The organism is Actinomadura barringtoniae, from assembly GCF_017573505.1.
Lineage (GTDB): Bacteria > Actinomycetota > Actinomycetes > Streptosporangiales > Streptosporangiaceae > Spirillospora > Spirillospora barringtoniae.
On the sequence record NZ_JAGEOJ010000033.1, the window covers coordinates 26,481 to 51,695 of the forward strand.

The window sequence follows — 25,215 nt, forward strand, 5'->3', positions numbered from 1 at the left end:
GCGGCCGGCTCGGCCGCGACGTGACCCTGCGGGCACTCTTCGACGCGCCGACGGTGGAAGAGCTGGCCAAACAGCTCGGTGGCCCGGCCCGGGCCCGGCCGGCGCTGCGGCGGATCGACCGGAAGGAGGACGAGTGATTCCCCTGTCCCATGCCCAACGGCGCCTCTGGTTCATCCACCAACTGGAGGGCCCGAGCCCGACCTACAACATGACGGACACCTTTCAGCTGTCCACAGACGTCGACCTCGGTGCGCTGGACCTGGCGTTCCGCGACGTGATCGGCCGGCACGAGGTGCTCCGTACCTGCTTTCCCGATGTCGACGGCGAGCCCTACCAGCAGATCCTGAAGGTCGAGGAGATCTGCTGGCAGCTGACGGCCGACACGGTCGCGGAGACCGACCTCACCCGGGCCGTGGAGGACGCGGGCCACGTCGGCTTCGACCTGGCCCAGGACATTCCGATCCGTGCGAACCTCCTCCGGACCGCCGGCCGATCCGTGCTGGTCGTGACCGTGCATCACATCGCGGGCGACGGCTGGTCGATGCGCTCGCTGTCCCGGGACCTGATCTCGGCCTATCGCAGCCGGGTCCGCGGCGAGGCCCCAGAGTGGCCGCCCCTGCCCGTCCGGTACACGGACTACGCGCTGTGGCAGCAGGAAGTGCTCGGATCGGAGGAGGACCCGGACTCACGCGTCTCCTCCCAGCTGACCTATTGGCGGCGCACCCTCGACGGGCTCCCCGAGGAGCTCGACCTTCCGGCCGACCGCCCGCGCCCACCTGTTGCGGGCCATCAGGGACACGTGGCGGCGCTAGAGATCGACGGTTCCGGGCACGCCGCCCTGGCGGACCTGGCCCGTTCGGCCGACGCCACCGTTTTCATGGTCGTCCTGGCAGCCTTGGCGATCCTGCTGTCCCGGTCCGGAGCGGGTACCGATGTGCCGATCGGGACCGTGGCCGCCGGCCGCGACGACGAGCAACTCGATGACCTCGTCGGCTTCTTCGTCAACACCCTGGTCCTGCGCGTGGACCTGTCCGGCAACCCCACCTTCACCGAGTTGCTCGGCCGGGTCAGGGACATCGCGCTGGACGGCTTCGCTCACCAGGATGTGCCGTTCGAGCGGCTCGTCGAGGAACTGGCACCGAGCCGGTCCCTCGCCCGCCACCCGCTGTTCCAGGTCATGCTCGCGATGCAGACCCGGGTGCCGGCCTCCGGCGATGGCGACGAGGCCGGGCTTCCGTCGGTCCGGCCGTCGGCGAAGTTCGACCTCGAAGTGACCGCGGGTGAGGTCTTCGACGACTCCGGGCACCCGGCCGGCATCGTCGGCAGCTTCATCGCCGCGGCCGACCGGTTCGAGGCCGCCTCGGTGAAACGGCTCGTGGATCGCCTGCAACGCGTGCTGGCCGCCGTCGCCGTCGATGCCGGCGTGCGGGTTGGCTCGATCGACCTGCTGGAGCCGGGGGAGCGGACGCGGCTCCTGCTCGGCTGGAACGACACGGCAGCCCCCTCTCCGGAGGGCGATGTCCTGGAGCGCTTCGAGGCGTGTGCGCGCGAGGCCCCGGACGCAGCCGCGGTGGCCGACGCCGACCGGCAGATGACGTACGCCGATCTCGACGCCCGGGCCACGGCCCTCGCGGCGCGTCTCCAGGCCCGGGGCATCGGCCCGGAGTCGGTGGTCGGCCTCGTGCTGCCGCGCGGCATCGACCTGGTGACGGCGGTGCTCGCCGTCTGGAAGGCCGGGGGCGCCTACCTGCCGCTGGACCCGGAGCAGCCGGCGGAGCGGCTGGCGTTCCAGCTGGGCGATGCGGGTGCCGCGCTCGTGCTGGCGCACCGCACGACGGCCGGGCAGGTGTCTGGGGCCGTTTCGGTCATGCTGCTGGACGATCCCGCGGACGACGCGACGAGCCCAACGTTCACACCCTCGGGGCGGGAACCCCAGAGCCTGGCGTACGTGATCTACACCTCCGGGTCCACCGGGACGCCGAAAGGCGTCGGTGTCGTGCACGGCGCGCTCGCCAACTATGTCGCCTCAGTGCCCGGCCGACTCGGGATGGGCGCCAGGGGCGCCCGGTACGCGCTCCTCCAAGGCCCGCAGACCGACCTCGGTAACACCGTCCTGTTCACGGCCCTCGCCACCGGCGGGTGCCTGGACATCGTCGGGGAGGACGAGGCCACGGACGCCGATGCCCTGGCCCGCCGCTTCGCCGACCGGGAGACCGACCACCTCAAGGCCGTGCCGTCGCATCTCGTCGCCCTGTCCGCAGCCGCCGGTTTCAACGCTTTCGGGGTCCGGCGCTCACTCGTGCTCGGCGGCGAGAGCGCGCCCGCGGAGTGGCTGGAACAGGTGGTGACCGAGGCCGAGGCACGAGGCGTTGACGTCTTCAACCACTATGGGCCGACCGAGGCGACCATCGGCGTGATCACGACCTGCCTGACCGAAAGTCCGGGCACACCGGAGCGGCGCCACGGCCCGCGCGCGAGCCGTCCGATCGGCACACCGATCGCCAACACCCGCGTTTATGTCGTGGACGAGTTCCTGGCGCCGGTTCCGGTGGGCGCCGTGGGCGAACTCTTCGTCTCCGGCCTCGGCCTGGCCCGCGGATACGTCGGGCGCCCGTCCGTCACCGCCGAGCGCTTCGTCGCCTGCCCGTGGGAGCCCGGGGAGCGGATGTACCGCACCGGTGATCGCGTGCGATGGACTTCCGAAGGCCGGCTTGTGTTCGTCGGCCGGACCGACCAGCAGGTGAAGATCCGCGGCTTCCGGGTCGAGCCCGGGGAGATCGAGGCGGTCCTCGGCACCCATCCGCGGGTGCGCCAGGCCGTGGTCGTCACCCGCGCCGACGAGCCGGGGGACACCTACCTGGCCGCGTACGTCGTCCCCGGGGACTCGGTGCCCGAAGACCCGGACCTCGCCGGGAGCGTCCGTACCTTTCTGGCCGAACGTGTGCCCGCCCATCTGGTCCCCGCCCATATCGTCGAACTGCCGGCGCTTCCGCTGACCGCCAACGGCAAGATCGACCGGCGGGCTCTGCCCGTCCCGGAACGGACTTCGGCCAGGTCGGCTCTCGTGGGTCCGGTGGACCCTCGTCAGGAGATCCTTGCCCAGCTGTTCGCCGGCATCCTTGGCCGGCCCTCCGTAGCCATGGATGACGACTTCTTCGCGGTAGGCGGCCATTCCCTGCTGGCCACTCGGCTGGTTTCGCGGATCCGCTCCGCCTTGGGCGTCGAGCTCAGCTTGCGGACTCTGTTCGAGAACCCGACGGTAGCCGGACTGGCCGCCCGCCTGGCCGGCCTTGACGACGGGCCCCGGCTACGGCCGCCGATCCGTGCCATGGCGCGGCCCGATCGCATCCCGCTGTCGTTCGGTCAACAGCGGTTGTGGTTCCTGGCGCAGATGGAAGGGTTCGGTGTCGCCTACAACAGTCCCGTCGTCGTCCGTCTGGACGGCGTAGTCGACCTTGAGGCTCTGGGCGCCGCGCTCGCCGACGTGCTCGGCCGCCATGAGGTGCTCCGTACGACGTTCCCGGCCATTGACGGCGAGCCCTTTCAGCGGATCCTCGATCCAGATGAGGTGACGGACGTCCTCCAGGTGGTGCACTTGGAGGACGCCGATCTGCAGGCGGCCGTGATCGCCGCGAGTGGACACGCCTTCGACCTCTCTGCCGAGATACCCCTTCGAGCCTGGGCCTTCGTCACCGCACCCGACACCTGCGTGCTGGTGGTGGTCGTCCACCACATCGCCGGTGACGGATGGTCCTGGGCACCGCTGGCGGCCGATCTCTCAGCCGCCTACGAGGCGCGCCGCCGCGGTGCCGCCCCCGACTGGCCGGCGTTGCCGGTTCAGTACGCCGACTATGCGATCTGGCAGCGGAACCTGCTCGGTGACGAGCGCGACCCACACTCCTTGCACGCCCAGCAGATCGACTACTGGCGGCGAACCCTGGCGGACACGCCCCGGGAGCTCGCCCTGCCTGCGGACCGATCCCGACCGGCCCACCCCTCCTACCGCGGCCACACGGTCGAGATCGACCTCCCGGCCGATGTGCATGCCGAGCTGGCCGCATTGGCGCGCTCGCAGGGGGTCACGACGTTCATGGTGGTCCAGGCCGCCCTGGCCCTGACCCTCTTCCGGCTCGGCGCCGGACCGGACATCCCGATCGGCACGGCGGTCGCGGGACGGAACGACGAAGCGCTGGAGCCGCTCGTCGGATTCTTCGTCAACAGCCTGGTGCTGCGCACCGACGTGGACGGCGACCCGACGTTCGCCGAACTGCTGGCGCGGGTACGGAACGTCGGACTGTCGGCGTTCGCGAACCAGGACGTGCCCTTCGAGCGCCTGGTGGAGGAGCTCGCTCCTGCCCGCTCGCTGGCCAGGCACCCCCTGTACCAGGTCATGCTCACCATGCGGGCGGCCGTCCCAGTCGCCCTGGATCTCCCCGAGATCCGGCACAGCGGCGCCGACTTGGTGATCGAGGAGGCCGTCGGATCCGCGGCGAAGTTCGACCTTCTGTTCATGCTGGGGGAGAGGTCAGGTCCGGGCGGACCGAACGGCATCAGCGGGACCCTCACCGCGGCGGCCGACCTGTTCGACGAGGCGACGGCGATCGACCTGGCCCACTGTTTCCAGCATGTGCTGAGCACTGTGGTCGCTGATCCCGGGATCCGGGCCGCCGACGTGAACGTGCTGGATACGGACCAGCGGCGGCTGGTGCTGCACGAGTGGAACGCGACCGCAGGTCCACCGGCATCGGTCCTGCCGATTCAGCGCTTCGATGCCGTCGCCGCCGAGCATCCGGACGCCGTCGCAGTGGTCGCCGGGAGCCAGACGGTGACCTACGGGCAGCTGCGTACGCGTGCGAACCGGCTTGCCCACCACCTTCGCTCGCTCGGAGTCGGGCCGGACTCGGTCGTGGCCCTTTGCCTGCCCCGCGGGGTGGACACCGTGGTCGGCATCCTGAGCGTCTGGAAGGCCGGCGGCGGTTATCTGCCGCTGGACACCAGCCAACCGGTCTATCGGATCGCCCGTCAGCTCGCGGATGCGCGAGCGACGCTGGTTCTTGGGACCCTCGAGGTCCTCGATGACCTGCCCGCCGGCCGGATGCGGACCGTCGCCCTCGACGACCCGGAGACCGAGCGGCTGATAACCGCCTCGCCGGATACGACACCTGCCGCTGAGCCCGACCCGGCGACCCTCGCCTACATGATCTACACGTCCGGCTCGACAGGCACTCCCAAGGGCGTCGCGGTCACCCATGAGGCGGTGGCGAACTACGTCGGCTCCGTTCCCGGTCGGCTCGGGATCGCGGGCAGTCGAGGCGAGCGATACGGCCTGCTTCAGGCTCAAGTCACAGACCTGGGCAACACCATGCTGTTCGCCAGCCTTGCCAGCGGTGGCGAGCTGCACATCCTGGACGACGACGCGGTAACCGACCCGTCAGCGGTCGCGGACTATCTGGCCGCACACGGGATCGACCACCTGAAGGTCGTGCCGTCCCATCTGGCGGCACTCACCGCCGCCGTCGGGATCGGTCCCCTCCTGCCCCGGCGGACACTGGTGCTCGGAGGCGAAGCAGCCCCGGCAGCGTGGATCCGCGAGTTGGTCATGACCGCCGCCTCCCAGGGCGTCACCGTGCACAACCACTACGGTCCGACCGAGACCACCATCGGCGTCACCACGGGTCGGTTCGACACTGCCGGACCGGACGCTGTGACGGACGCGACGTCACCCGTGCCGATCGGGACCCCGATCGCGAACACGAGAGCGTACGTGCTGGACGAACGTCTCGCCCCGGTGCCACCAGGAGTGGTCGGTGACCTCTACGTGGCCGGCACGGGGCTGGCCCGAGGCTACGTCGGTCGCCCGTCCGCGACGGCCGAACGATTCCTCGCCTGCCCTTGGGCCCCGGGGGAGCGGATGTACCGGACGGGCGACCGCGCCCGCTGGACTCGCTCCGGCAATCTGGTCCACTCAGGCAGGGCAGACGACCAGGTCAAGGTCCGCGGGTTCCGGGTCGAGCCCGGCGAGATCGCCGGCACTGTGATCGCACACCCGGAGGTCGATCGGGCTGTCGTGGTGGTCCACCTGGATCCAGTGGCCGGTCCGCGACTGGTGGCCTACGTCGTGCCGGCCGAATCGTCCCGCGCCCAGGAGGGCGCGACCGGTGACGACTTCACCGCCAGGCTCATCTCCTTCCTCGTCGGGCGGCTACCCGAGCACATGATCCCGGCCGTCGTGGTCTTGTCCGCCTTGCCCCTGACCGGCAACGGAAAGCTCGACCGGGCCGCGCTGCCCGCGCCGGGCACCGGCTCAGTGGGCCGGGCGCCGCAGACTCCACGCGAGGAAGTCATCGCCGATGCATTCGCCGCCACCCTAGGGTTGGAACAGGTCGGCGCCGACGACGACTTCTTCGCACTCGGCGGCCACTCACTGCGGGCGGTGGCGCTGGTCGAGCGTCTGCGTCGACAGGGGATAGCCATCTCGGTGCGGGCTCTGTTCGAGACGCCCACGGTGGCCGGGCTGGCCGCCGCGATAACGAAGCCGGTCCGTGCCGTGCCGCGCAGCCGGATACCGGTCGGCACACGGGAGCTGACGCCCGAAATGGTGCCGCTCGCCGACCTCTCACCGTCGGAGTTGGCCCAGGTGGCGGACTCGGTGGACGGAGGTGCGGCGAACGTGGCCGACATCTACCCTCTCGCCCCGCTGCAGGACGGAATCTTGTTCCACCACCTGCTGGCTGACAGTGGGCCGGACGCCTACCTCTCGCCCGCCGTCCTCGAGGTCGACTCGCGGTCGCGGCTCGACGCCATCGTCTCCGCGCTCCGGACGGTGATCGAGCGTCACGACGTCTGCCGGACCGCGATCGTCTGGGACGGGGTGCCACGACCGGTTCAGGTGGTGTGGCGGCAGGTGGCCCTCGTTCCGGTCGAGGTCACGCTCACCGACCGAGACGGGAAGAGCCCGATCGACCCCGTCGAGGCGCTCCTGGCGGCCGCTCCGCCCGGGCTCGACGTGACCCGCGCGCCTCTCATGGACTTGCACGTGGCCGAGGTCGGTGACCGATGGCTGGTCCTGCTGCGACTGCACCATCTGGCCGCCGATCACACCGGCAAGGAGGTCCTGCTTGAGGAGGTCCGAGAAATCCTGGCGGGCCGGGCGGCAGGCCTGCCCGCGCCCGTCCCGTTCCGCGAGTTCGTCGCCGCGACCGCGACCGATCCGGATCGGGAGGGCCGGCACGAGCTCTTCTTCAGCGACCTGATCGGGGACGTCGAAGAACCGACCACGCCATACGGTCTCACCGACGCACGCGGTGATGGGCACGCGGCCGAGCGGGGCCACCGCCGAGTTGACGACGAGACCGGGGCCGCCATCCGCGCGACCGCGCGCCGCTGTCGTACCAGTCCGGCCGTCCTCTGGCACCTGGCCTGGGCCCGGGTGCTCGCCACTTTGAGCGGTCGCCAGGACGTCGTGTTCGGCACCGTCCTCGCCGGTCGGCTGGATGCCGGAAGCGGCGCCGATCGGTCGCCCGGGCTGTTCATGAACACGCTCCCGGCGCGGGTGAACGTCGGTGACGGTGTCAGTACCGCGCTGGGAACGACCCGGACTCAGTTGGCCGGCCTGCTGGAACACGAGCAGGCTTCGCTGGTGTTGGCACAGCGAGCCAGTGCTGTGCCCGCCGGGAGTCCGCTGTTCACGTCACTGCTGAACTATCGGCATATGGACGGTGGGTCCTCTCCGGGGCCCGAGGGCCAGGCTCAGGGTCTAGAAGGCATCCGTACGATTTACACCCGCAGCCGGAACAACTACCCACTGACCGTCTCGGTGGACGACGTCGACGAGGGATCGTTCGAGGTGATCGTTGACGCTGTCGCGCCAGCGGTTCCGGGCGAGGTCGCTGACATGGTGGTGCGAGCCGCCTCGGGATTGGTGGCAGCGCTCGCAGAGACACTGGACGGCGGACCGGACACTCGCCTAACGGACGTCGAGGTCATGGAACCGGCTTGGCAGCAGCGCCTCCTGCGGCTGGGGCACCCGGGCACTTCAGACCTACCGATATCCGGGCACACGATCCTCGAACTCTTCGCCTGCCAGGTCGCCGCCACCCCAGAGGCCCTGGCAGCTCGCTTCGAGGACCAGGGGTGGTCTTATGCCGAGCTGGACGGCCGGTCGAATCGGCTGGCCCGGCATATGATCAGCCGTGGAATCGGTCCTGGCGACATCGTCGGGGTGGTCATGGATCGCGGGCCCGATCTGCTGGCCGTCCTCCTTGGAGTGCTGAAGACGGGGGCGGCCTACCTGCCGGTCGACCCCGGGTACCCGCTGGAGCGCATCCGGTTCATGCTCGACGACTGCCAGGTGCGGCTCGTCCTGCTCGACGCCGCGATCGCCGATCTCCTCGCCTCTCCCGGCCCCGATGGGCAGAGCATCCCCGATGACGTCGAGCTGCTAGTGGTCGACGATTCTCGCATCTCCGAAATCCTCGACCGCCTGCCGGAGGGCCAGCTGATGCCCTCGGAGCGGATGGGGCCCGTCTCGCCTTTGAGCCCGGCCTACGTCATCTATACCTCCGGCTCGACCGGGCGGCCGAAGGGGGTTCTCGTTCCGCACGCCGGTGTGGTCAACCACCTGGCATGGTTCCAGTCCTGGTGCCCGTTGACCGCCGCGGATCGGGTCCTCTGGAAGGCGCCCTTCGTTTTCGACGTCTCGATCCTCGAGATGTTCTCGCCATTGGTCAACGGGGCTGCCGTGGTCATCGCTCGGCCCGGTGGGCAGCGCGACCCGGGCTATATCGCGAATCTCGCCTGCAGGGAGTGGATCAGCGTCCTGCATTTCGTCCCCGGAATGCTGGCGGCCTTTCTCGACGAGCCCGCCGCAGCCCGATGCGCCGGGTTGCGGGCCGTGTTCTCCGGCGGAGAGGCTCTGCCCGAGACGGTGGTGGAGCGCTTCGCAGAGGTGTTCGACGATCGGGTCGCCCTGACGAACCTCTACGGACCGACCGAGACCACGGTGGACGCGACCGCCTGGCGGTGCCTGGTTCGGACGCAGCGACGGGAGGAAGGCATCCCGATCGGCCGACCGGTGGCCAACACCCGTACGTACGTGCTGGACGAGACGCTCTCACCGGTCCCGGCGGGAGTGGTCGGCGACCTCTACGTGGCCGGGGAGCAGTTGGCCCATGGTTACGTGAAACGGCCGAGCTTGACCGCGGAGCGATTCGTCGGCTGCCCGTGGATCCCCGGACAGCGAATGTACCGAACGGGGGACCGGGTGAGCTGGAGCCCCGATGGGCAACTGCTGTTCGCAGGGCGGGCCGACGACCAGGTGAAACTACGGGGGTTCCGTATCGAGCCGGGTGAGGTACAGGCCGCCCTGGTGGCGCACCCGGACGTCGCCCAGGCAGCAGTGATGATCCGTGAGGATCTCCCTAAGGACCCGCGGTTGGTCGCCTACGTCGTCCCGGCTGCTGGTTTCGGCGCAGACGAGGAACTCGAGGCACGCGTGCTCGAGTTCGCGACCGATCGATTGCCGGCCCAGTTCGTGCCGACGGCGATCGTACGGCTTGCCGAGCTGCCGACCTTCGTCAGTGGCAAGCTCGATCGCGGCGCCTTGCCCGCGCCGCAGTACGCGTCCACCGCTCGGGCGAGTCGCGGCCCGGCATCCGATCTGGAGCGACTGATCTGTGAGGAGTTCGCCGGCGTTCTGGGCCTTGACGATGTCGGGGTGGACGACAACTTCTTCGCTCTCGGTGGCCATTCCCTGCTGGCCGTCAGGCTGATGGCCCGCCTGCGCGAGCGCGGGCTCAGTCTTCCCTTGAACACCCTGCTCGTGGCACCGACCGTCGCCGGCCTCATGCGCAGGCTGGATCTCTCGGCCGCCGGCGGGGCCCTCGAGGAAGTCCTCACCATCCGGGACACGGGCTCGCAGCCGCCGGTGTTCTGTATCCACCCGGCCGGTGGCCTGAGCTGGTGCTACCTGCCGCTGGCGCGGTTGGCCGACCCCGAGATCCCGCTCTACGGCCTCCAGGCACAGGGCATTGTCCAGGATTCGCCTCTGCCCAAGTCGGTTCGGGAAATGGCCGTCGACTACATCCAGCGCATCAGGGCCATTCAGCCTCAGGGCCCCTACCGGCTGCTCGGATGGTCCTTCGGCGGGATCCCGGCTCACGAGATGGCCGTCCAGCTTGAGGCCGCAGGCGAACAGGTCGAGTTGGTCGTGCTGGACACGTATCCGGCCGCCTCCCGGCCAGTGCTCCTGGGCGCAAACGGCTCTCCCGTCGAGGACGAGCCCGATCCCGACGACGTTGTCGAGCTGGCCGAGCGCATGCGCGAGGAAGTCAACGAATCACTGAACGGACTGTCCGATGCCGAGATGCTTCGCCTCGCGGAGATCTTCCAGAACAACGCGGTCCTCGCCCGCAGGCACCGGCCGGGCCGACTCGGCGCGGGGATGTTGCTCCTGGTCGCCGACAGAACTCGCGACGACGGCGAGGCCACAACCGCACGATGGGCGGCCTACGTCAGCGGAGCCGTCACCGAGGTACGCCTGCCCTGCGTCCATTCGGAGATGCTCAGACCGGAGATGGTGGAGCAGACTTGGTCGGCCATCGCGTCATGGCTGCTCACGATGTGAAACACCGGCAACCACCGGACCGGCAGAGTCCTGACCGGTCCCCAATTGCCGGATACGGCGCCGTAACTCGGCCAGTTCCTTCTTCTCGACGCTTGACAGCTGGCCGGGGGTGGTGCTGACGAGCCCCCGTGGAGCACCCAGGCGTCGGGGTGGGTGCGCCGTCAGGGCCCCGAACCTCGACGCCAGGGCCGCTATACGTGGTGTACCGCTCAGCGTTGATGAGGACACACTGGTCGAGGGCATCAACGACCCGGCCCGCACCGACTGGTTCATCCGATCCGCCTTCCCGTTGATCCTGGGTGAGCCAGGCGGCAACTCCGCCACAAGGCCTGGGCGATCTACATACCCCGGCGATGTTCTAGAGGGTGGCGGCCCGGTAAAGGGCAGCCGGGACGTCGGGTGGGACGTGCAGGCGACAGCTACTGGCTCCGTTGAGGACTCCGCCGTCGGCATCCCTGATGGTGACGTGGAATTAGGCCCGGGCTCGATGCACAGGCAGACCATCGTGGGTGAGGATGTGTAGGCCCAGGTGAAGAGCCGGCGCGGGCGTGAAGGTCGAGGTAGCTGGCGGTGCGGAACGTGTCGTCGACGCCGCCAAAGCATGCTCGCCCTGTCCGATGCCGCCGCGATGACCGCCGAGCCCGGCAACCATCAGCAAAGAGCCACCACCCACAACGCTCTGAACCCAGTGTCTCGCTTTGTCAGCAACTCGGTTGACATCCCGCCCGCCCGGCTCCATCCTGGGCCCTTGATCGACTACTGTTTCGCGCCCCGGGGAGGCTGTATGGGTAGCCGGAAAATGTCGATCGAGAAGGTCATCGCTGAAATGGAGGCTGACGGAATCTTTCCGGATCCCTTCGATGCGGATATTTTCATAAACAGGTTGGGGCGACGGAGAGACCGCGCCATATCTCTGCAAGAGGTGCACGGGCGTCAGAAGGTTCCCTGTGGGCTCTGGATAAGTGCACGCTCGTGCGACTACATCTTTCATGCCAGGACTTCATCGGCTCGGCATCGGGCCAACATCATTCTGCATGAGGTCGGGCACATGCTGCTCGATCACCGGGGCCGCTCGGGGCTGGGCCCGGACGCGGGGGCGATTCTCCAGGCGCTTGTGCCGCATCTGGATCCAAGAATGATCGAAATGGTCCTTGGCAGGAGCGCATACAGCGCGGCAGAGGAGCGTGACGCGGAGGTCTTTGCCACCTTGACCCTTGCCGGTCGGCCGCTGAGCCGGCATCAGACCCGTGATCGTGACATTCCGCCGGAGACGGTGGCCGTCATCCGTCGCGTCGAGGATGCCTGGGGCCGGGCCTAAAGGATTCCTCAATGGTCGACAATCTACCTTACCTTTTCATCGCCCTCCTCGCGTTCACCGCATTCGTCCGCAAAGTATCGCAACTTTGGCGCCCCGGCCGCCCGGAGGCGCTGCCTGCCCTATGTGCGGCGCTGGGTGCTCTTACGTTAGCCACACTTCTCTTTGCTCCGTCCATTCGTGAGTTCATCGATCGCACATCGCAGCTTCCCGGATTCGCGCGGTGGGCGGCCAACAGCTTCGGGATCATGACGTCCTGCGCCCTGCAGATCATGACGATGCGATTCATCCACGGAGCGAAGCCCGGCGTCAGGTCGCGCCAGGTGGTTGCGGTCGTCACGGTAGTGGCCATGGGACTGCTGTTGCTTCCGCAGCGGCTTCCCGATGGTCCCGAGTTCGTGACCGAATATGCAACGAATCCAGCAGTCGCCGTTTATTTCATGCTCACGACGGCCTATGTTCTCGTTGTCGCGAGCGACCTTGCGCAGTTGACGTTCCGGTACAGCCGCCACACGAGGATGCGCTACCTGCGACTCGGCATGCAGTTGGTGGGATGGGGCGCCATCCTCGCCATCGCTTATGCGGCGTACCGAGAGGCGACTGTGATCGCTGGCCTGATGGGGGAGGACCTGCCCGGCGACGAACAGGTCATCACCCAAGTGCTGGCCGTGCCGGGCGGCGTACTCACCGTCCTGGGCGCTTCCCTCGCGACCTGGGGGCCGGGAATGCTGGCCCCCTTCCAGAGAATGCGCCAGCGTAGAGCTGTCCGGCGCCTGCGCCCCATGTGGCAAGCGTTGACCGAGGTCGTTCCCGACGTGGTATTGGATACGACCGGCGAATTCTCCAAGGATCCTGCCGCACAGCTTCATCGGTATCTGGTTGAAATAAATGACGCTTTGCTGATCCTGGCGCCTTACCGGCTGCGGGACAACGATAGTCGACCGGCAGCAAGCCGGGGAGAGGCAGAGCGAATCACCGCTGCCCAAGAGGCCCGGCTTCTCCTGGGCGCGATCCAGCGTTACCGCGCCGGGGACATTCCGGCCAATGATGAAACCGGGACCGGTGGCCCTGTTCGTTCGACAGACGAGGAGGTCCAATGGTTCGGCCTTGTTGCGGATGAGTTGACTGCTCGACGGCGCCGCGGTCAGCCGACGGGTCCCGCCGCGATTTCCCGCCCTTGACAGCCAAGCAAGCGATAGGGCACGTTTGTGAGCTGTTGCCGTAAGCGCGGACCATTGGGGAGCAGGGACTGACGATGACCGACTCATCTCCGATCTCGTATCCGTTCCCTGCGGACAGCAAGCTGGACCTGGACCCGATATACGCGCGTCTGCGAGCGGATCAACCGGTTGCGAAGATTAAATTGCCGTTCGGGGAACCGGCCTGGTTGGTGACCCGTTACGAGGATGTCAGAACGGCCCTCTCGGATCCGCGTTTCAGCCGGGCGGAGGCGGTACGCCGCGGCATGCGCGACATGCCGCGCCTCACCGAGGCGGGCACGGTCAGCCGGCCGGACTCCATGGTGAGCATGGACCCCCCTCAGCACACCCGGCTGCGCGGGCTCATCGCCAAGGCGTTCACTCCACGGCGCCTGGAACAGACCCGGCCGCGCATCCAGCAGATCGCCGACGGCCTGCTGGACCGGATGGCCGAGGCCGGCCCACCGGCCGACCTGGCCGAGCAGCTCGCCCTGCCACTACCGGTGACCGTCATCTGCGAGCTGCTCGGCGTGCCCGAACCCGACCACGAGAGATTCCAGGCCTGGTCGGAGGCGTTCGTGTCGACCACCGCCCACACGGGCGAGGAGATCCGGGCCGCGGCCGCCGCGCTTGACGGCTACTTCAGCGAACTGGTCGCCCGGCGGCGCGCCGAACCCGCGGACGACCTGCTGAGCGCGCTCATCCAGGCGCGTGACGTCGACGACAAGCTCACTGAGCGAGAGCTGGTCAGCCTCAGCACCGGCATCTTGGTCGCCGGCTACGAGACGACCGCCGGCCAGATCGTCAACTTCACCTACACGCTGCTCACTCACCGGGACCAGCTCGATCTGCTGCGCGCGAATCCGGCCCTGCTGCCGAACGCGATCGAGGAGTTGCTGCGCTTCGTACCGCTCAACAACAGCAGCGCCGCGCTCCCTCGGGTGGCGACCGAGGACCTGGAGCTCGGCGGAGCGGCCATCCAGCAGGGCGATGTCGTGCTCGTCGCGCGTCCCTCGGCCAACCGCGACGAGAGCATCTTCGACGCGCCCGACCGCCTCGACCTGGCGCGCGAGCCGCATCCCCACCTCGCCTTCGGCTACGGCCCCCACCACTGCCTAGGGGCTCAGTTGGCCCGCATCGAGTTGCAGGTCGCGCTGGGGGCGCTCTTCGAGAGGTTCCCCGACCTACGCATCGCCGTTCCAGAGGACGGCCTCGACTGGAAGTCCGGACTGATGGTCCGCGGTCTGCGCGGCCTGCCGCTCGCCTGGTAGGTCTGCGAGTCGTAGGTCTGCGCGTCAGATCAACCCGCCGGGGTCAGATCCTCACCTTCGGCGGAACCTTCTGCGGAATCCTCGGCTGAGGCGGGAAGCCCCTCCAGCTGGCGGACCCGCTCGATCACCTCGGTGATCATCGCGAGGCTTTCCGGCGCGAGTCCGGCCGTGCGCAGCGCCACCTCGCGTACGCCGAGATCCTTCAACGCGATGAGAAGCGCGAGGTCGGCGTCGACCGCCGCCGCGGTCTCGTCGTCGAAGAAGTAGGCGGGCGGCACACCGAAGAACTTCGCGAGCGCTTCGAGGTGGCGAAGCGTGGGATTGTCGCGCTGGCCCTTGCGCAGCAGCCAGAGGTAGCTTCCGGAGATGGGCTCACCGGCGAGGGTGATCGCCTGAGCCGCCTCCTCGTTGCTGTAGGGGCCTCTGCCATGGGGCGCGACGGTCGCGAACAGGTGATTGAGCTTCTCTGCCAGCGTCCGTTGCCGCTGCTCCGAGCTCGTCACGAGCGATGCCCCGTTCCTGCCGACACTTTACAAGAGTAGACCCGTGGATGCCGACCATCAACACTGGTTGACATCCCAGTCAACCGGCTGGATAGTACGGGAACGAGCTTCGACTCGTGTCGACATCAGTGCCAGGGCCTTCGACATGAGTTGAACGAGATGAGCCCGGATCGCCGGTGAATCCCGGATCAATGAGGCCGACGCTCCTGCACGGAGGGATGCCCGAGATGGAACTGGCCAATGGTCCGGTCGTGCTGTTTCCCGGGCAGGACGGATATGACGGCGCGGCGCTCCGTCTGGCCCACCACAGCCATTCTCAGGTCCGAGATGTGTTCGCGCGAATCGACAGAGTGACGGTCGAGTTGTTCGAGCGCCGCCTTTCCGGCGTGCTTTTCGGTGACCAGGCGGTCGAGCTGATCGTGCTTCAGCACGGTGATCCATGGGTGTCCCAACTGGCGATCTACGGTGCCGGGATGGCCGCCCACCAGGTTCTGTCCAGCCATGGAGTCTGCCCGGCCGCCCTGATGGGGCACGGCCTTGGGGAGATCACGGCAATGGTCGCGGCGGGAGCCATCACCGTGGAGGACGGCGCACGCATCGTGATCCGCCGCACCCAACTCCTGGCCGAAAGTGGAGCGGCCGATGGCGCGCTGATCGCCGTGGCGGCCGACCCGGACCGCGTTGCGCACCTGGTCGGCCTGATCGGACACCGGCTCCTCGCGGTCGCCGGCGAGACCCACGACGGCCGGACGCTTCTCAGTGGCCCGCCCCACGTGATCGAACAGGTCCGGGCGGCCGCGTCGGCGGCGCGACTCGGCTGGGCGGATCTGGAGGCTCCCTTCCTCGTTCACAACCCCGCGCTCGTGCCGGAACTCGCCAATTTCGCGCGGGGCATTCCCCGGCGCCCGTTGGCCGTTCCGGTGTACTCGCCGATTCTGGAACGCTTCTACGACCCCGACGCGGACCTGGCTGACTTGCTGGCAGACCACCTGACGCTGCCGGTGCAGTTCTCCACCGCGGTGCGTGCGCTCTACGGGCGCGGTAAGCGCGTCTTCGTCGAGGCAGGTGGGCGGGCCACACTCTCCACCCTGGTCTCCAAGGCGCTGCACGGCATCGCCGGGAACGACCTGTCGATCCTGTCAACGCTCTCATTGACCCGCGACAACCGGCTGCGGCTGCCAGAGACGCTGACCCTGCTCCAGGCGGCCGGACTCGCCTCCACCGACGACCTCGACTTCGTGCGCACCCACCTCGTGCCCGAGGTGACACAGGACGAGTTCGCGGCCTTCTGGGCCGAAGCCAGAAACGAGGTCGTCAGGCTGGCAACCCAACGGCTCGCCGCCTTCCAAGCCTCCCGAAAGACGGTCGACAACGGGGCCTGATCGACCAGCCCCGCCACGACAACCTGCACTACCTCGGGGGTGTCCTGCTCGCCCCGGTCAGCTACCACCAGAGCCTTGCAGTAGGGATCCGCACCCGCGGCGTTGGTCGACGCGGTACGGCTCCGCCGAGGTCGTCGTGCTCGGTCCGGGCAAAGGCGGCTTCGACGCTAAGGCTGGGATCAGTGATCGTTCAGGTACCAGTCCACAACCTGTGACCGGTCGTCGTTCGGTCCAGTGAACTCGTCGTCATGTCGTAGAGCGGTGCGGCGTTGAGGTATACCCCCCGTTTTTCTAGGGGCAGTCATGGCGGCGTGCTGAGTTTGTGCTGAGTTCGCGCAGCCTGCAAGGCTCTGACCTGGTGAAATAGGGGTGAATTCTGGGATCTTCACCATCTTCGAGGGCACCTCCGAAATCCAGCGCCTGGTCATCGGCCGCACCCTGACGGGCCTCCCAGTCCGCTAACCCACCCCAAGACGTGCCCCTGACCAAGTGCCTGGTCAGGGGCACTTTTACGTCTGGTGCCCGCCGGGCAGTTTGTCGGCCATAGAAGGGCTGATTGATCGTCACCTCCGCTCGTCAGCCCTGGCCGTCCGGACTGAAGGCCAGGACTGTGATCGCGCTCGCGTGGCTTGAGGTGCCCCGGCGGTCGCTAGATCACCGGCGCCGACCTTCCCGTAGACGGCGACTTCACCACCTGATCCCTGTTCGTGCAATTTTTGTAGTTTTGCCATCACTGAGTGCCACGTCGGCTTAGAGTGCGCAGCGCGCGCCGCGACTGACAGTGATCATTGGGGTGTCATGACGCTCACCACGATTCAGGGACTCACCGGTGACCTGCCGCAGGAGACGACGGGTTTCGTGGGGCGGGGTGACGAGCTGACCGCTCTGGCGACCGCGTTGGACACCTCTCGTATTGTGACGGTGCTGGGTCCCGGCGGGGTGGGGAAGACCCGGCTGGCGCTGCGGACCGCCGCGATGGAGGGCGCGCGGTACGAGCACGGGGTGGTCCTGGCGGAACTGTCCGGGCTGCGTGATCCCGATCTGCTGCCGGGCACCCTGGCCGCGCTGCTGGGCATCCCGGAGAACGATTCCCGGACGCCGCTGGACGCGGTGATCGACTACCTGCGTGACCGCCACACGCTGATCGTGCTGGACACCTGCGAGCACCTGGTGGAGGCTTGCGGCAGCCTCGCCGACACGCTGCTGCGGGCCACCCCGCGGGTCAGCGTGCTGGCCACCAGCCGGCAGCCGCTGGACGCACCGGGTGAACGCGTGCTGCCGGTGGACCCACTGCCGATCGACGCCCGCGACGGCGGCGACGCCGTCGAGCTGTTCGAGCAGCGCGCCGCCGAGGTGGTGGCCGGCTTCGCTGTGGACGGCTCCAACCACGCGGACGTGGTGCGGCTGTGCCGCCGCCTGGACGGCATCCCGCTGGCGATCGAGCTGGCGGCCGTACGGCTGCGGGCGCTGCCGCTGGAGGTGCTGGCCGCCCGGATCGACCAGAAGTTCCGGCTGCTGACCGGCAATCGAAACTCCCGCGTCGAGCGGCATGCCACCCTGGGTACCGCCATCGAGTGGAGCTACGACCTCTGTACCGAGCAGGAGAAGCTGCTGTGGGCGCGGCTCGGCGTCTTCGCCGGGACGTTCGACATCGAGTCCGTCGAGCAGGTGTGCGCGGGCGGCGAGCTGCCGCTGGAGGATGTCCTGGAGGCGCTGGTCAACCTGGTTGACAAGTCGGTGATCCAGCGCGTCGGCGGCGCGTACGGTGACCGGTACCGGATGCTGGACACGATCCGCGAGTTCGGCGTGCAGATGCTCGCCGCGACCGAGGACGAGCTGCAGGTACGGGAACGGCACCTCGACCGGTTCACCGCGCTCGCCGAGGAGTACGGCGAGCACACCTTCGACACCGACCAGATGGAACGCACCCACACCCTCAACCGCGACCATGAAAACCTGCGGGTCGCCTTGGAATATGCGGTCTCCCGGTCTGACGGCGACAAGGCCGCCGCCCTGTCCGGCGGCCTGTGGTGCTACTGGCTCATGATCGGGCGGCTGACCGAAGGCCGGTACTGGCAGACCAAGGTCCTCGAACAGTTCCCCGAGCCGTGCAAGGAACGCTCGTGGGCCCTCAACATCCGCGCCCATCTGGCCATCTTCCAGGGCGACCCGGCGGTGGGCGTGGTGGATGCCAAGGCGTCCGCCGAGGTCGCCCGGCAGATCGGCGACCCCTGGCTGGAGGGCCGCGGCCAGATGTACGTGATGTTCGGATACACCTTCCTCGGCGACCACGACACCGCGGCCGCCGCCGAGGAGATCACCGCCCGGCTGCTGGAACCGATCGACAGCCCGGTCGGCCTGAGCCTGTTCTACGGCTGCCGCGCGTACATGTACCTGCAGAGCGGCCGGCTCGACAAGGCCGTGGCCGACAATGAGCGCTCCCTTGAAATGATCGGCGCGGGCAGCGGCGAGCGGTGGATGCAGAGCTACAACTACTTCATGATCGGCGTCGCCCGGTTCCTGCAGGGCGAGGCCGCCGCATGCACCGCCGCCGCCTGCGTCGGGCTGCGCATGAAGCATGAGATCGGCGACCCGGTGGGTACGGCCTACTGCCTGGAGCTGCTGGCCTGGCTGGCCGCGGACGCGGGCCGTCCTGAGCGGGCGACCTGGCTTCTGGGGACGGCCGACGTACTGTGGCGGCGCGCCGGCAAACGCCTCAGCGGCCAGCCCCGCATGGAAGCCTTCCACGAACAGGCCACCGAGACCATCCACCAGGCGCTCGACGAGGTCCGCTACCAGGAGTTGTGGCGTGCGGGCGCCGCCCGCGAGCTGGAGTTGGTGATCGCCTCCGCCGAGGCCGACTCCGACAAGCTGCTCAGCGCCGTACCCGGATCGTCGGTCCGCGACGACAGTACGGTCCTCACCCGCCGCGAGTACGAAGTGGCGCGGCTCGCCGCCCAGGGCATGTCCAACCGGGAGATCGCCCAGCGTCTGGTGATCTCCAAACGGACCGCCGACGCACACATGGAACACATCCTGGCCAAGCTCGGCATCTCCCGCCGTGCCCACATCCGCGACCGCCTCGACGACTTCCGGCCGGATGAGGACTAGCAGAACGAAACCCCCGACCCGGCGGTCGGGGCTCCTTCGCCGCAAGCTTTCTAACGACCGAGGAGTCACAGCACGGTGCGGAAGCCTGTGACCTGGATGTGAACGCGCTCATCTGCTGCCAGGAGGGCGCTCGGACCATCGATGTCGCAGGCGCAGAATGCAGTGGTTCGAGCGGCCACGACCACCTCGCATGAACCCGGAAACGGGGGGCTTGCCTTCTGCTGATCGCATGCGCTGCGGAGGGCACGAACCGCAGCGTGCCCTCCGCGTTAATAGGGTCTCCCTGGTTCGGCATCGGGGACATTTCAATGCCGGGGTTTCACGGTCAGGCTCGTCGAGGCCACGCCGTTCGATGCGAGATCAAGAGATCGGCCGGCGCGGTGGTGATCAGGTGGCCTTGCCGCGGGCGATGTAGAGGTTCATGGTGGTGAAATCGAGGGTGATGTTGTAGGGCTTGAAGAAGCAATGGGGGAAGTGGCCGGTCTCGTCGTATCCGGGGCCGTAGGGCCAGGGCCTGTTGATTCCGTTGTTCTTGTCCGCTTCGCAGTAGACGTCGTTGGCGACGGCGTCACCGAGGCGGATCTCCTTGGGGTAGCAGGGGTAGATGACGGTTGGATGGCTGTGGGCACCGGTCTGGAGCGGGCGGTCGTAGTCGGTGCGGATGCCCAACTGCTTGGCCACCTCCAGGGCCGTGCCCGCGGTGGCCGTGCCGGTTCTTCCGCCGAAGTTCACGCCCATCACCCGTGGGCCGGAGCTGGTGGAGCCGGTGATGCTGCCGATGCTGCTGACGTCGTGGTCACGGGCCAGCCAGATGGGCAGGGGCTTGGTGCCCGTCCGGGCGGCGTCGGCGCGTAGTTTCCTGGCTGCCGCAGGGGTCGGGCGGCGGAGGATCAGCGACTGGCCGGCGTAGTCGAAGGTGGTCAGCAAGTGGTAGAAGACCCAGGTGCCGATCATTCCGGCGCTGTCAGTGTCGACGTCTGCGCCCGACTCCGTCGACGACCAGCCCACGGGGACGTTGCGCAGCTCCATGCCGCCCAGCTTGAGGGAGTCCAGCATCCCGTAGTACACCCATATTTCGGTGCCTTCGTACTCGGTCTTTTCCTTGTAGACGGGGTCCAGACCGGCCTCTTTGGCCGCGGACGCGGAAAGGCTCAGGTTCGAGGCGCCGGTGTAGAACGTCAGGAGCTTCGGCGGGCCGCCGTTGAGTGAGGCCTCTACCAGCGGTTCCGGATCCAGCTGCTTCCATTCCACACGGCCGATGTCACCGTGGATCTGATACGCCTCGCCGCGGATTGCCGCGAACCATTTAGCGTAGCCCTGCTCGCCGCCCGCTTGCCAGCGCGGTGCGGCGAGGGAGTATTTGTCTTGCCGGATGTAGCAGTCGCCTAGGAGCTGGTTGGTCTCCTGGTCGTCGGGTGCAAGGTTGAGGGCCATGTTGAGGTATTTCTCGGCGTCGGGGAACTTGTTGGCCAGGAGCCCGACGTAGCCGCGCTGGCGTGCCGCGTGCAGGTCGGTGGGGTCTGTTTTCAGGATCTCTTCATACGCGCGGCCGGCTTGTTCGAATTTCCCGGCCTTGAACAACGCGTCCGCGTCATTGCCGCCGGTTCGCGCGCCGGCCGCCTTGCCCAGCAGGGGTATGGTCGCGGCGGCACCGGCCACTGCGGCCGCGCCCCGAAGCACCGAACGCCGGTTCCATTGTCCGTGATGAGCCACGGGTCTTCTCCTTTCGTGATCGCCCTCCGCTCGCGGCGTCCGTCGTTGCAGCCTGGCGGAGGGCTTTCAGCAGATCTGGATCGAGGTCGGCCGCGGCCGAGATCTCCTCAGGCCCGCCACGCCGCGAGGCGCGCGCGGGCCTGAGGTCTCGGGGTCAGCCGGTGTAGTTGGGCGCCTTGGGGATGGCCTTGCCAGGCGCTGCGGCGATCGGCGGCGTGCCGGGCTTTGACGGGTTGTCGCCGGGGTGCCTGGACGGGAGGTGGCCGGGGTGCCTGGACGGGAGGTGGCCGGGGGCGGCGGGCGGCGTGGGCGTGGCGGTGCCGGCCTCAGCGGAGGTCAGGCCGGTGCCGGCCTCGGCGGAGGTCAGGCCGGTGCCGGTGAGGCCGACGCCCAGCGCGACGGCTGCGGTGAGGGACTTCAGGTGCATCGATGGTCCTTCCGATGGTGTTTTCATTCCTTGACGACGACCGGTGTGCCGATCGCCAGGTTCTTGGCCATCCAGGTGATGTCGTCGTTGCTGACCCGCACGCAGCCGTGGCTGGCTTTGCCGCCCAGCGCCGACGCCCTGTTTGTGCCGTGCACGGCGAGCTGCCCGGGGCCGCCGGCGAAGGTCCGCAGCGTCGGAGAGAAGCCGCTCAGACCGAAGGCGTACGCGCCGTAGTCGCCCTTGGGGTTCGGCGGTTTGACCAGCTCGGTGAAGTAGAAGCGGCCGGCCGGAGTGGGGGTGCCGCCCTCGCCGGTGGCGACCTTGCCGGTGCGCAGCACCTTGTCGCCGTCGAAGACGGTGAACGTGAACGCCTTCGGGTCGATCTCCACCCGGTGGGTCGTCGATGACAGGGTGACGTCGGATGCCTTCACCCAGCCGGTGCTGCCGTTGGGGCGAACAGGCAGCAGCACCTTGAGCCAGTCGCCGTCCTCGGCGTCGACGAGGAAGACCCGGGTGGCGCCCATTTCGTTCGGGCTGGACAGTGTCTTCCAGACCGCTGCGTCGCCCTTGTGCTCGTGCACGGCGATCTGGCGGCCGCGTACGGTCGCTATCTCCGCACCGCTCTGCCGCTGCGCTGCCCGCTGCGGCTCGGCGGTCGCGGCCGGGCGGCCGGCCTTGGGCGAGCCGCCCGCCGGTTTGCCGTCGCTCGACGAGCCGCAGCCGGCCAGTCCGGCGATCAGGCCGGTGGCGAGCAGGGCGCCGGTATGAATCTTGACGTGGCGCATGCCGCGAGATGCTGGCCAAGAAAAGTGAAGAACCTGTGAGGCCGATGTGATGATCCCGTGGTCCCGGTCACCGGTCGCCTACGCTCGAGGTTTATGTGCGCGAATGTCCTGGTCGCGGAGGACGACGTCAAACAGGCGGAGCTGCTGCGGCGCTATCTCCAGCACGAGGGGCACTCCGTCGTCGTCGCCCACGACGGGCGCGCCGCGATCGACGAGGCTCGCGCCCGCCGCCCCGACCTCGTGCTCCTCGATGTGATGATGCCGGGCCTCGACGGCCTCGACGTGTGCCGCCTGCTGCGCGCCGACTCCGACGTGCCGGTACTCATGCTGACCGCCCGCGCTACCGAGGACGACCTGCTGCTCGGCCTCGACCTCGGCGCCGACGACTACGTCACCAAGCCGTACAGCCCGCGCGAGCTGATGGCCCGGGTGCGCACGCTGCTGCGGCGCACCGGCCGGGGGAGCGGTGAACGGGTGCACCGGGTCGGCGGCATCACCGTGGACCCCGACCGGCACACGGTGCTCGCCGACGGGCGCGAGATCGAGTGCACGCCCGCGGAGTTCCGCATCCTGGAGGCGCTGGCCGCGAGGCCTGAGCAGGTCTTCACCCGCTCACAACTCCTGGAGCACCTGCACGGTTTCGACCGCTTCATCACCGAGCGCACTGTCGACGTCCATGTGAAGAACCTGCGCAAGAAGATCGAACCTCAGCCGCGGCGACCGGTCCGGCTGCGCACGGTGTACGGCGTCGGGTACAAGCTGGTCGGCGACCATGCGCCATAGCCTGCTGGTACGACTGGTCGCCAGCTCGGTACTGATCGCGGTGTGCTCGATCGTGGCGACCGCGTGGCTGGCGGCGCGCAGCACGTCCGGCGAGATCCGGCATCAGCAGGGTCAGACTCTCGCCCGCGACGCCCGCATCAACGACGCGCTGCTCGGCTACGCGGCGAGCCACCCGCGCTGGGACGGCGTCCAGGCGACCGTGCGCGAGCTGGCCCGGCAGAGCGACCAGCGGGTCGCACTGGCCACCGAGGGCGGAGTCCGGATCGCGGACTCGGCAACCGGCGGCCCGCCACTGCCGGCGCGCCCCTCGGCCGTCGTCGACCCGCTCGCCGTCGACGTCTCGCTGGTGCAAGGCGCCGCCACCGACCGCATCGACGCGCGCGCGGCCGGCCCGTTCCGGCTGCCAGAGCCCGACCGAGCACGGCTACTCAAGCAGGTCGACGCGCAGGCGGCATGCCTGCGCCGCGAGAACCAGCGCGCCACGGTCGTCGTCGGACCCGGCGGCCGCCCTTACCTGCGCCGCGAGGGCATTCCGGTCACCCCGGCCCCGGGCACGGACCGAGCGCGCTCGCCCGCCCGCGCGCCGTCCGGTCACGGCCCTGCCCCCACCCGAACGGCGCTCATCGGACTGCTCGGTCGGACGCGTCCGTCAGGCGACGAAGCGATACGGCTCGCCGGCGGCACCGAGGCCCGGTTCGCCCTGGCCGCAACGACAGTGAAATCTGCTCCGCAGATCAAACCGATGGAGAAGCCGCAGCCGGTGACCACGCCGGGCAAGCCGACCGGCGCACCCGGAGAGAAGCCGGAGAACCCGCCCCCAGTGGCGCCGAAAAGCACAGTGCCACCCCGTCCGTCGACGCCCGGCTCACCGCCGTGCTCACCGGACGCGCCCGGGCCGACCACCACCGAGAAGCACGCGCTCAACCAGCTCGCTGCCCTGGTCCGGCAGTGCCAGAGAAGCCGGGTCGAAGTATGGCTGGACGAGACCGGCACGCCGGCCGCCCCGGCGTCGGCCGCCGAGTGCCTGGCCACCGCGCGCCGCACCCAGTTGAAGCCCTACCTCGCACCCGCCGCGCTGCTCTACATCGGCTCGCCGGAGGACCGTACGCCGACCATCGACCCGTACGGCATCGCGGGAGTCACCGCGGTGATCCTCGCCCTGGCGACCGGGGTCAGCGTGCTCGTCGCCACCCGGCTGATGCGGCCGGTACGGGCGGTGACCGCGGCGGCCAGGCGGATGCGGGCAGGCGACGGCTCGGCCCGGGTCAGGGTGCGCGCCAAGGGCGAGGTCGGCGAGCTGGGCGCCGCGTTCAACGAGATGTCCGAGCACCTCGACCGCATGGAGCAGCAGCGCAAGGCGATGGTCAGCGACGTGTCGCACGAGCTGCGCACGCCACTGAGCAACATCCGCGGCTGGCTGGAGGCCACCCAGGACGGCGTGGCCGAGCTGGACCCGGTGCTCACCGCCTCGCTGATCGAGGAAGCCACGCTGCTGCAGCACATCGTCGACGACCTGCAGCAACTCGCGCTCGCCGACGCGGGCAAGCTACGGCTGCACCCCGAGCCGGTCGACGTGGCCGACCTGCTCGAGCAGATCGCGACCGCCTACCGCGCCGCGGCGGCCGGACTCGCGCTGACCATCGAAGCCCCCGATCGTCCGCACGTGGACGCCGACCCGGTACGGCTGCGCCAGGCGATCGGCAACCTCCTCGCCAATGCGCTCCGCTACACCCCGGCTGGCGGGCAGGTGAGTCTCCGCGCGTACGCCGCCGGTGATGACGTGCTGATCGAGGTGGTCGACACGGGGCCGGGCATCGCCTCCGAGCACCTACCGTACGTCTTCGACCGATTCTGGCGGGCCGAGAGGTCACGCAGCCGGCAGACCGGCGGCAGCGGCCTCGGCCTGGCCATCGTGCGGCAGCTCGCCGAAGCGCACGGCGGATCCGCGACCGTGCGCAGCGAGCCGGGCCAGGGCGCGACGTTCGTCCTGCGGCTACCCCGGAGAACGAACATCGCATGATCACCCCAAAATGCAACAGGAGTGGAACGCCTTCATTGAGAGGGCCGTGACCAGGCTGCCCCGGCCGGAGTTCAGGAGGCGG

Annotated in this window: 13 protein-coding genes (1 of these 13 cut by a window edge); 9 read left to right on the forward strand and 4 right to left on the reverse strand. The window is 68.8% G+C overall.

The window, feature by feature from the left end:
- From J4573_RS49285 to J4573_RS49305, 5 genes are all read left to right on the forward strand, one after another.
- A protein-coding gene (locus J4573_RS49285; protein WP_208263386.1) for a non-ribosomal peptide synthetase crosses the window boundary here: on the forward strand, positions 1-137 show its 3' end. It extends 16,045 nt beyond the left edge of the window; the window shows 137 of its 16,182 coding nt (coding positions 16,046-16,182); its start codon lies beyond the left edge, outside the window; the stop codon is at positions 135-137.
- Positions 134-10,624 carry a non-ribosomal peptide synthetase gene (locus J4573_RS49290; RefSeq protein ID WP_208263387.1) on the forward strand — a complete coding sequence of 3,497 codons (10,491 nt, stop codon included), beginning with the start codon at positions 134-136 and terminating at the stop codon, positions 10,622-10,624. Before J4573_RS49285 ends, J4573_RS49290 begins: the two co-directional genes overlap by 4 nt.
- Positions 10,625-11,225: 601 nt before the next feature.
- Positions 11,226-11,942 (forward strand): hypothetical protein, encoded by a 717-nt coding sequence (locus J4573_RS49295; RefSeq protein WP_208263388.1) that lies wholly within the window; start codon positions 11,226-11,228, stop codon positions 11,940-11,942.
- An 11-nt stretch (positions 11,943-11,953) separates the two neighbouring features.
- A complete protein-coding gene (locus J4573_RS49300) occupies positions 11,954-13,120 on the forward strand; it encodes an MAB_1171c family putative transporter (RefSeq protein ID WP_208263389.1) in 1,167 nt (388 codons plus the stop codon).
- Between the two features lie 74 nt (positions 13,121-13,194).
- Positions 13,195-14,409 carry a cytochrome P450 gene (locus tag J4573_RS49305; RefSeq protein ID WP_208263390.1) on the forward strand — a complete coding sequence of 405 codons (1,215 nt, stop codon included), beginning with the start codon at positions 13,195-13,197 and terminating at the stop codon, positions 14,407-14,409.
- A 29-nt stretch (positions 14,410-14,438) separates the two neighbouring features.
- Here the strand turns inward: J4573_RS49305 and J4573_RS49310 are convergent, their stop codons facing one another.
- On the reverse strand, positions 14,439-14,912 hold the full coding sequence (locus J4573_RS49310) for an XRE family transcriptional regulator (protein ID WP_208263391.1): 474 nt from the start codon (positions 14,910-14,912) through the stop codon (positions 14,439-14,441).
- Between the two features lie 218 nt (positions 14,913-15,130).
- On the opposite strand from J4573_RS49310, the gene J4573_RS49315 reads away from it, so the two are divergent.
- Together J4573_RS49315 and J4573_RS49320 are read left to right on the forward strand one after the other, a co-directional pair.
- Complete coding sequence (locus tag J4573_RS49315; protein WP_208263392.1) at positions 15,131-16,294, forward strand: acyltransferase domain-containing protein; 1,164 nt, start codon at positions 15,131-15,133, stop codon at positions 16,292-16,294.
- A 798-nt stretch (positions 16,295-17,092) separates the two neighbouring features.
- The gene (locus tag J4573_RS49320; protein WP_208263393.1) at positions 17,093-19,405 is read left to right on the forward strand and encodes an ATP-binding protein; all 2,313 of its coding nucleotides are present in this window, start codon (positions 17,093-17,095) and stop codon (positions 19,403-19,405) included.
- A gap of 387 nt (positions 19,406-19,792) precedes the next feature.
- On the opposite strand, the gene J4573_RS49325 is transcribed toward J4573_RS49320, so the two are convergent.
- From J4573_RS49325 to J4573_RS49335, 3 genes are all read right to left on the reverse strand, one after another.
- The gene (locus J4573_RS49325) at positions 19,793-21,118 is read right to left on the reverse strand and encodes an aspartyl protease family protein (protein ID WP_208263394.1); all 1,326 of its coding nucleotides are present in this window, start codon (positions 21,116-21,118) and stop codon (positions 19,793-19,795) included.
- Between the two features lie 154 nt (positions 21,119-21,272).
- Positions 21,273-21,545 (reverse strand): hypothetical protein, encoded by a 273-nt coding sequence (locus J4573_RS49330; RefSeq protein WP_208263395.1) that lies wholly within the window; start codon positions 21,543-21,545, stop codon positions 21,273-21,275.
- A 23-nt stretch (positions 21,546-21,568) separates the two neighbouring features.
- Entirely contained in the window at positions 21,569-22,330 is a 762-nt protein-coding gene (locus J4573_RS49335) for a L,D-transpeptidase (RefSeq protein ID WP_208263396.1), read from the reverse strand.
- 93 nt (positions 22,331-22,423) lie between these two features.
- Between J4573_RS49335 and J4573_RS49340 the strand changes: the two genes are divergently transcribed.
- Together J4573_RS49340 and J4573_RS49345 are read left to right on the forward strand one after the other, a co-directional pair.
- On the forward strand, positions 22,424-23,113 hold the full coding sequence (locus tag J4573_RS49340; protein WP_208263397.1) for a response regulator transcription factor: 690 nt from the start codon (positions 22,424-22,426) through the stop codon (positions 23,111-23,113).
- Entirely contained in the window at positions 23,103-25,133 is a 2,031-nt protein-coding gene (locus tag J4573_RS49345) for a sensor histidine kinase (RefSeq protein ID WP_208263398.1), read from the forward strand. The genes J4573_RS49340 and J4573_RS49345 overlap by 11 nt, the downstream gene beginning before the upstream one ends.
- The last annotated feature ends 82 nt before the right edge of the window (positions 25,134-25,215 follow it).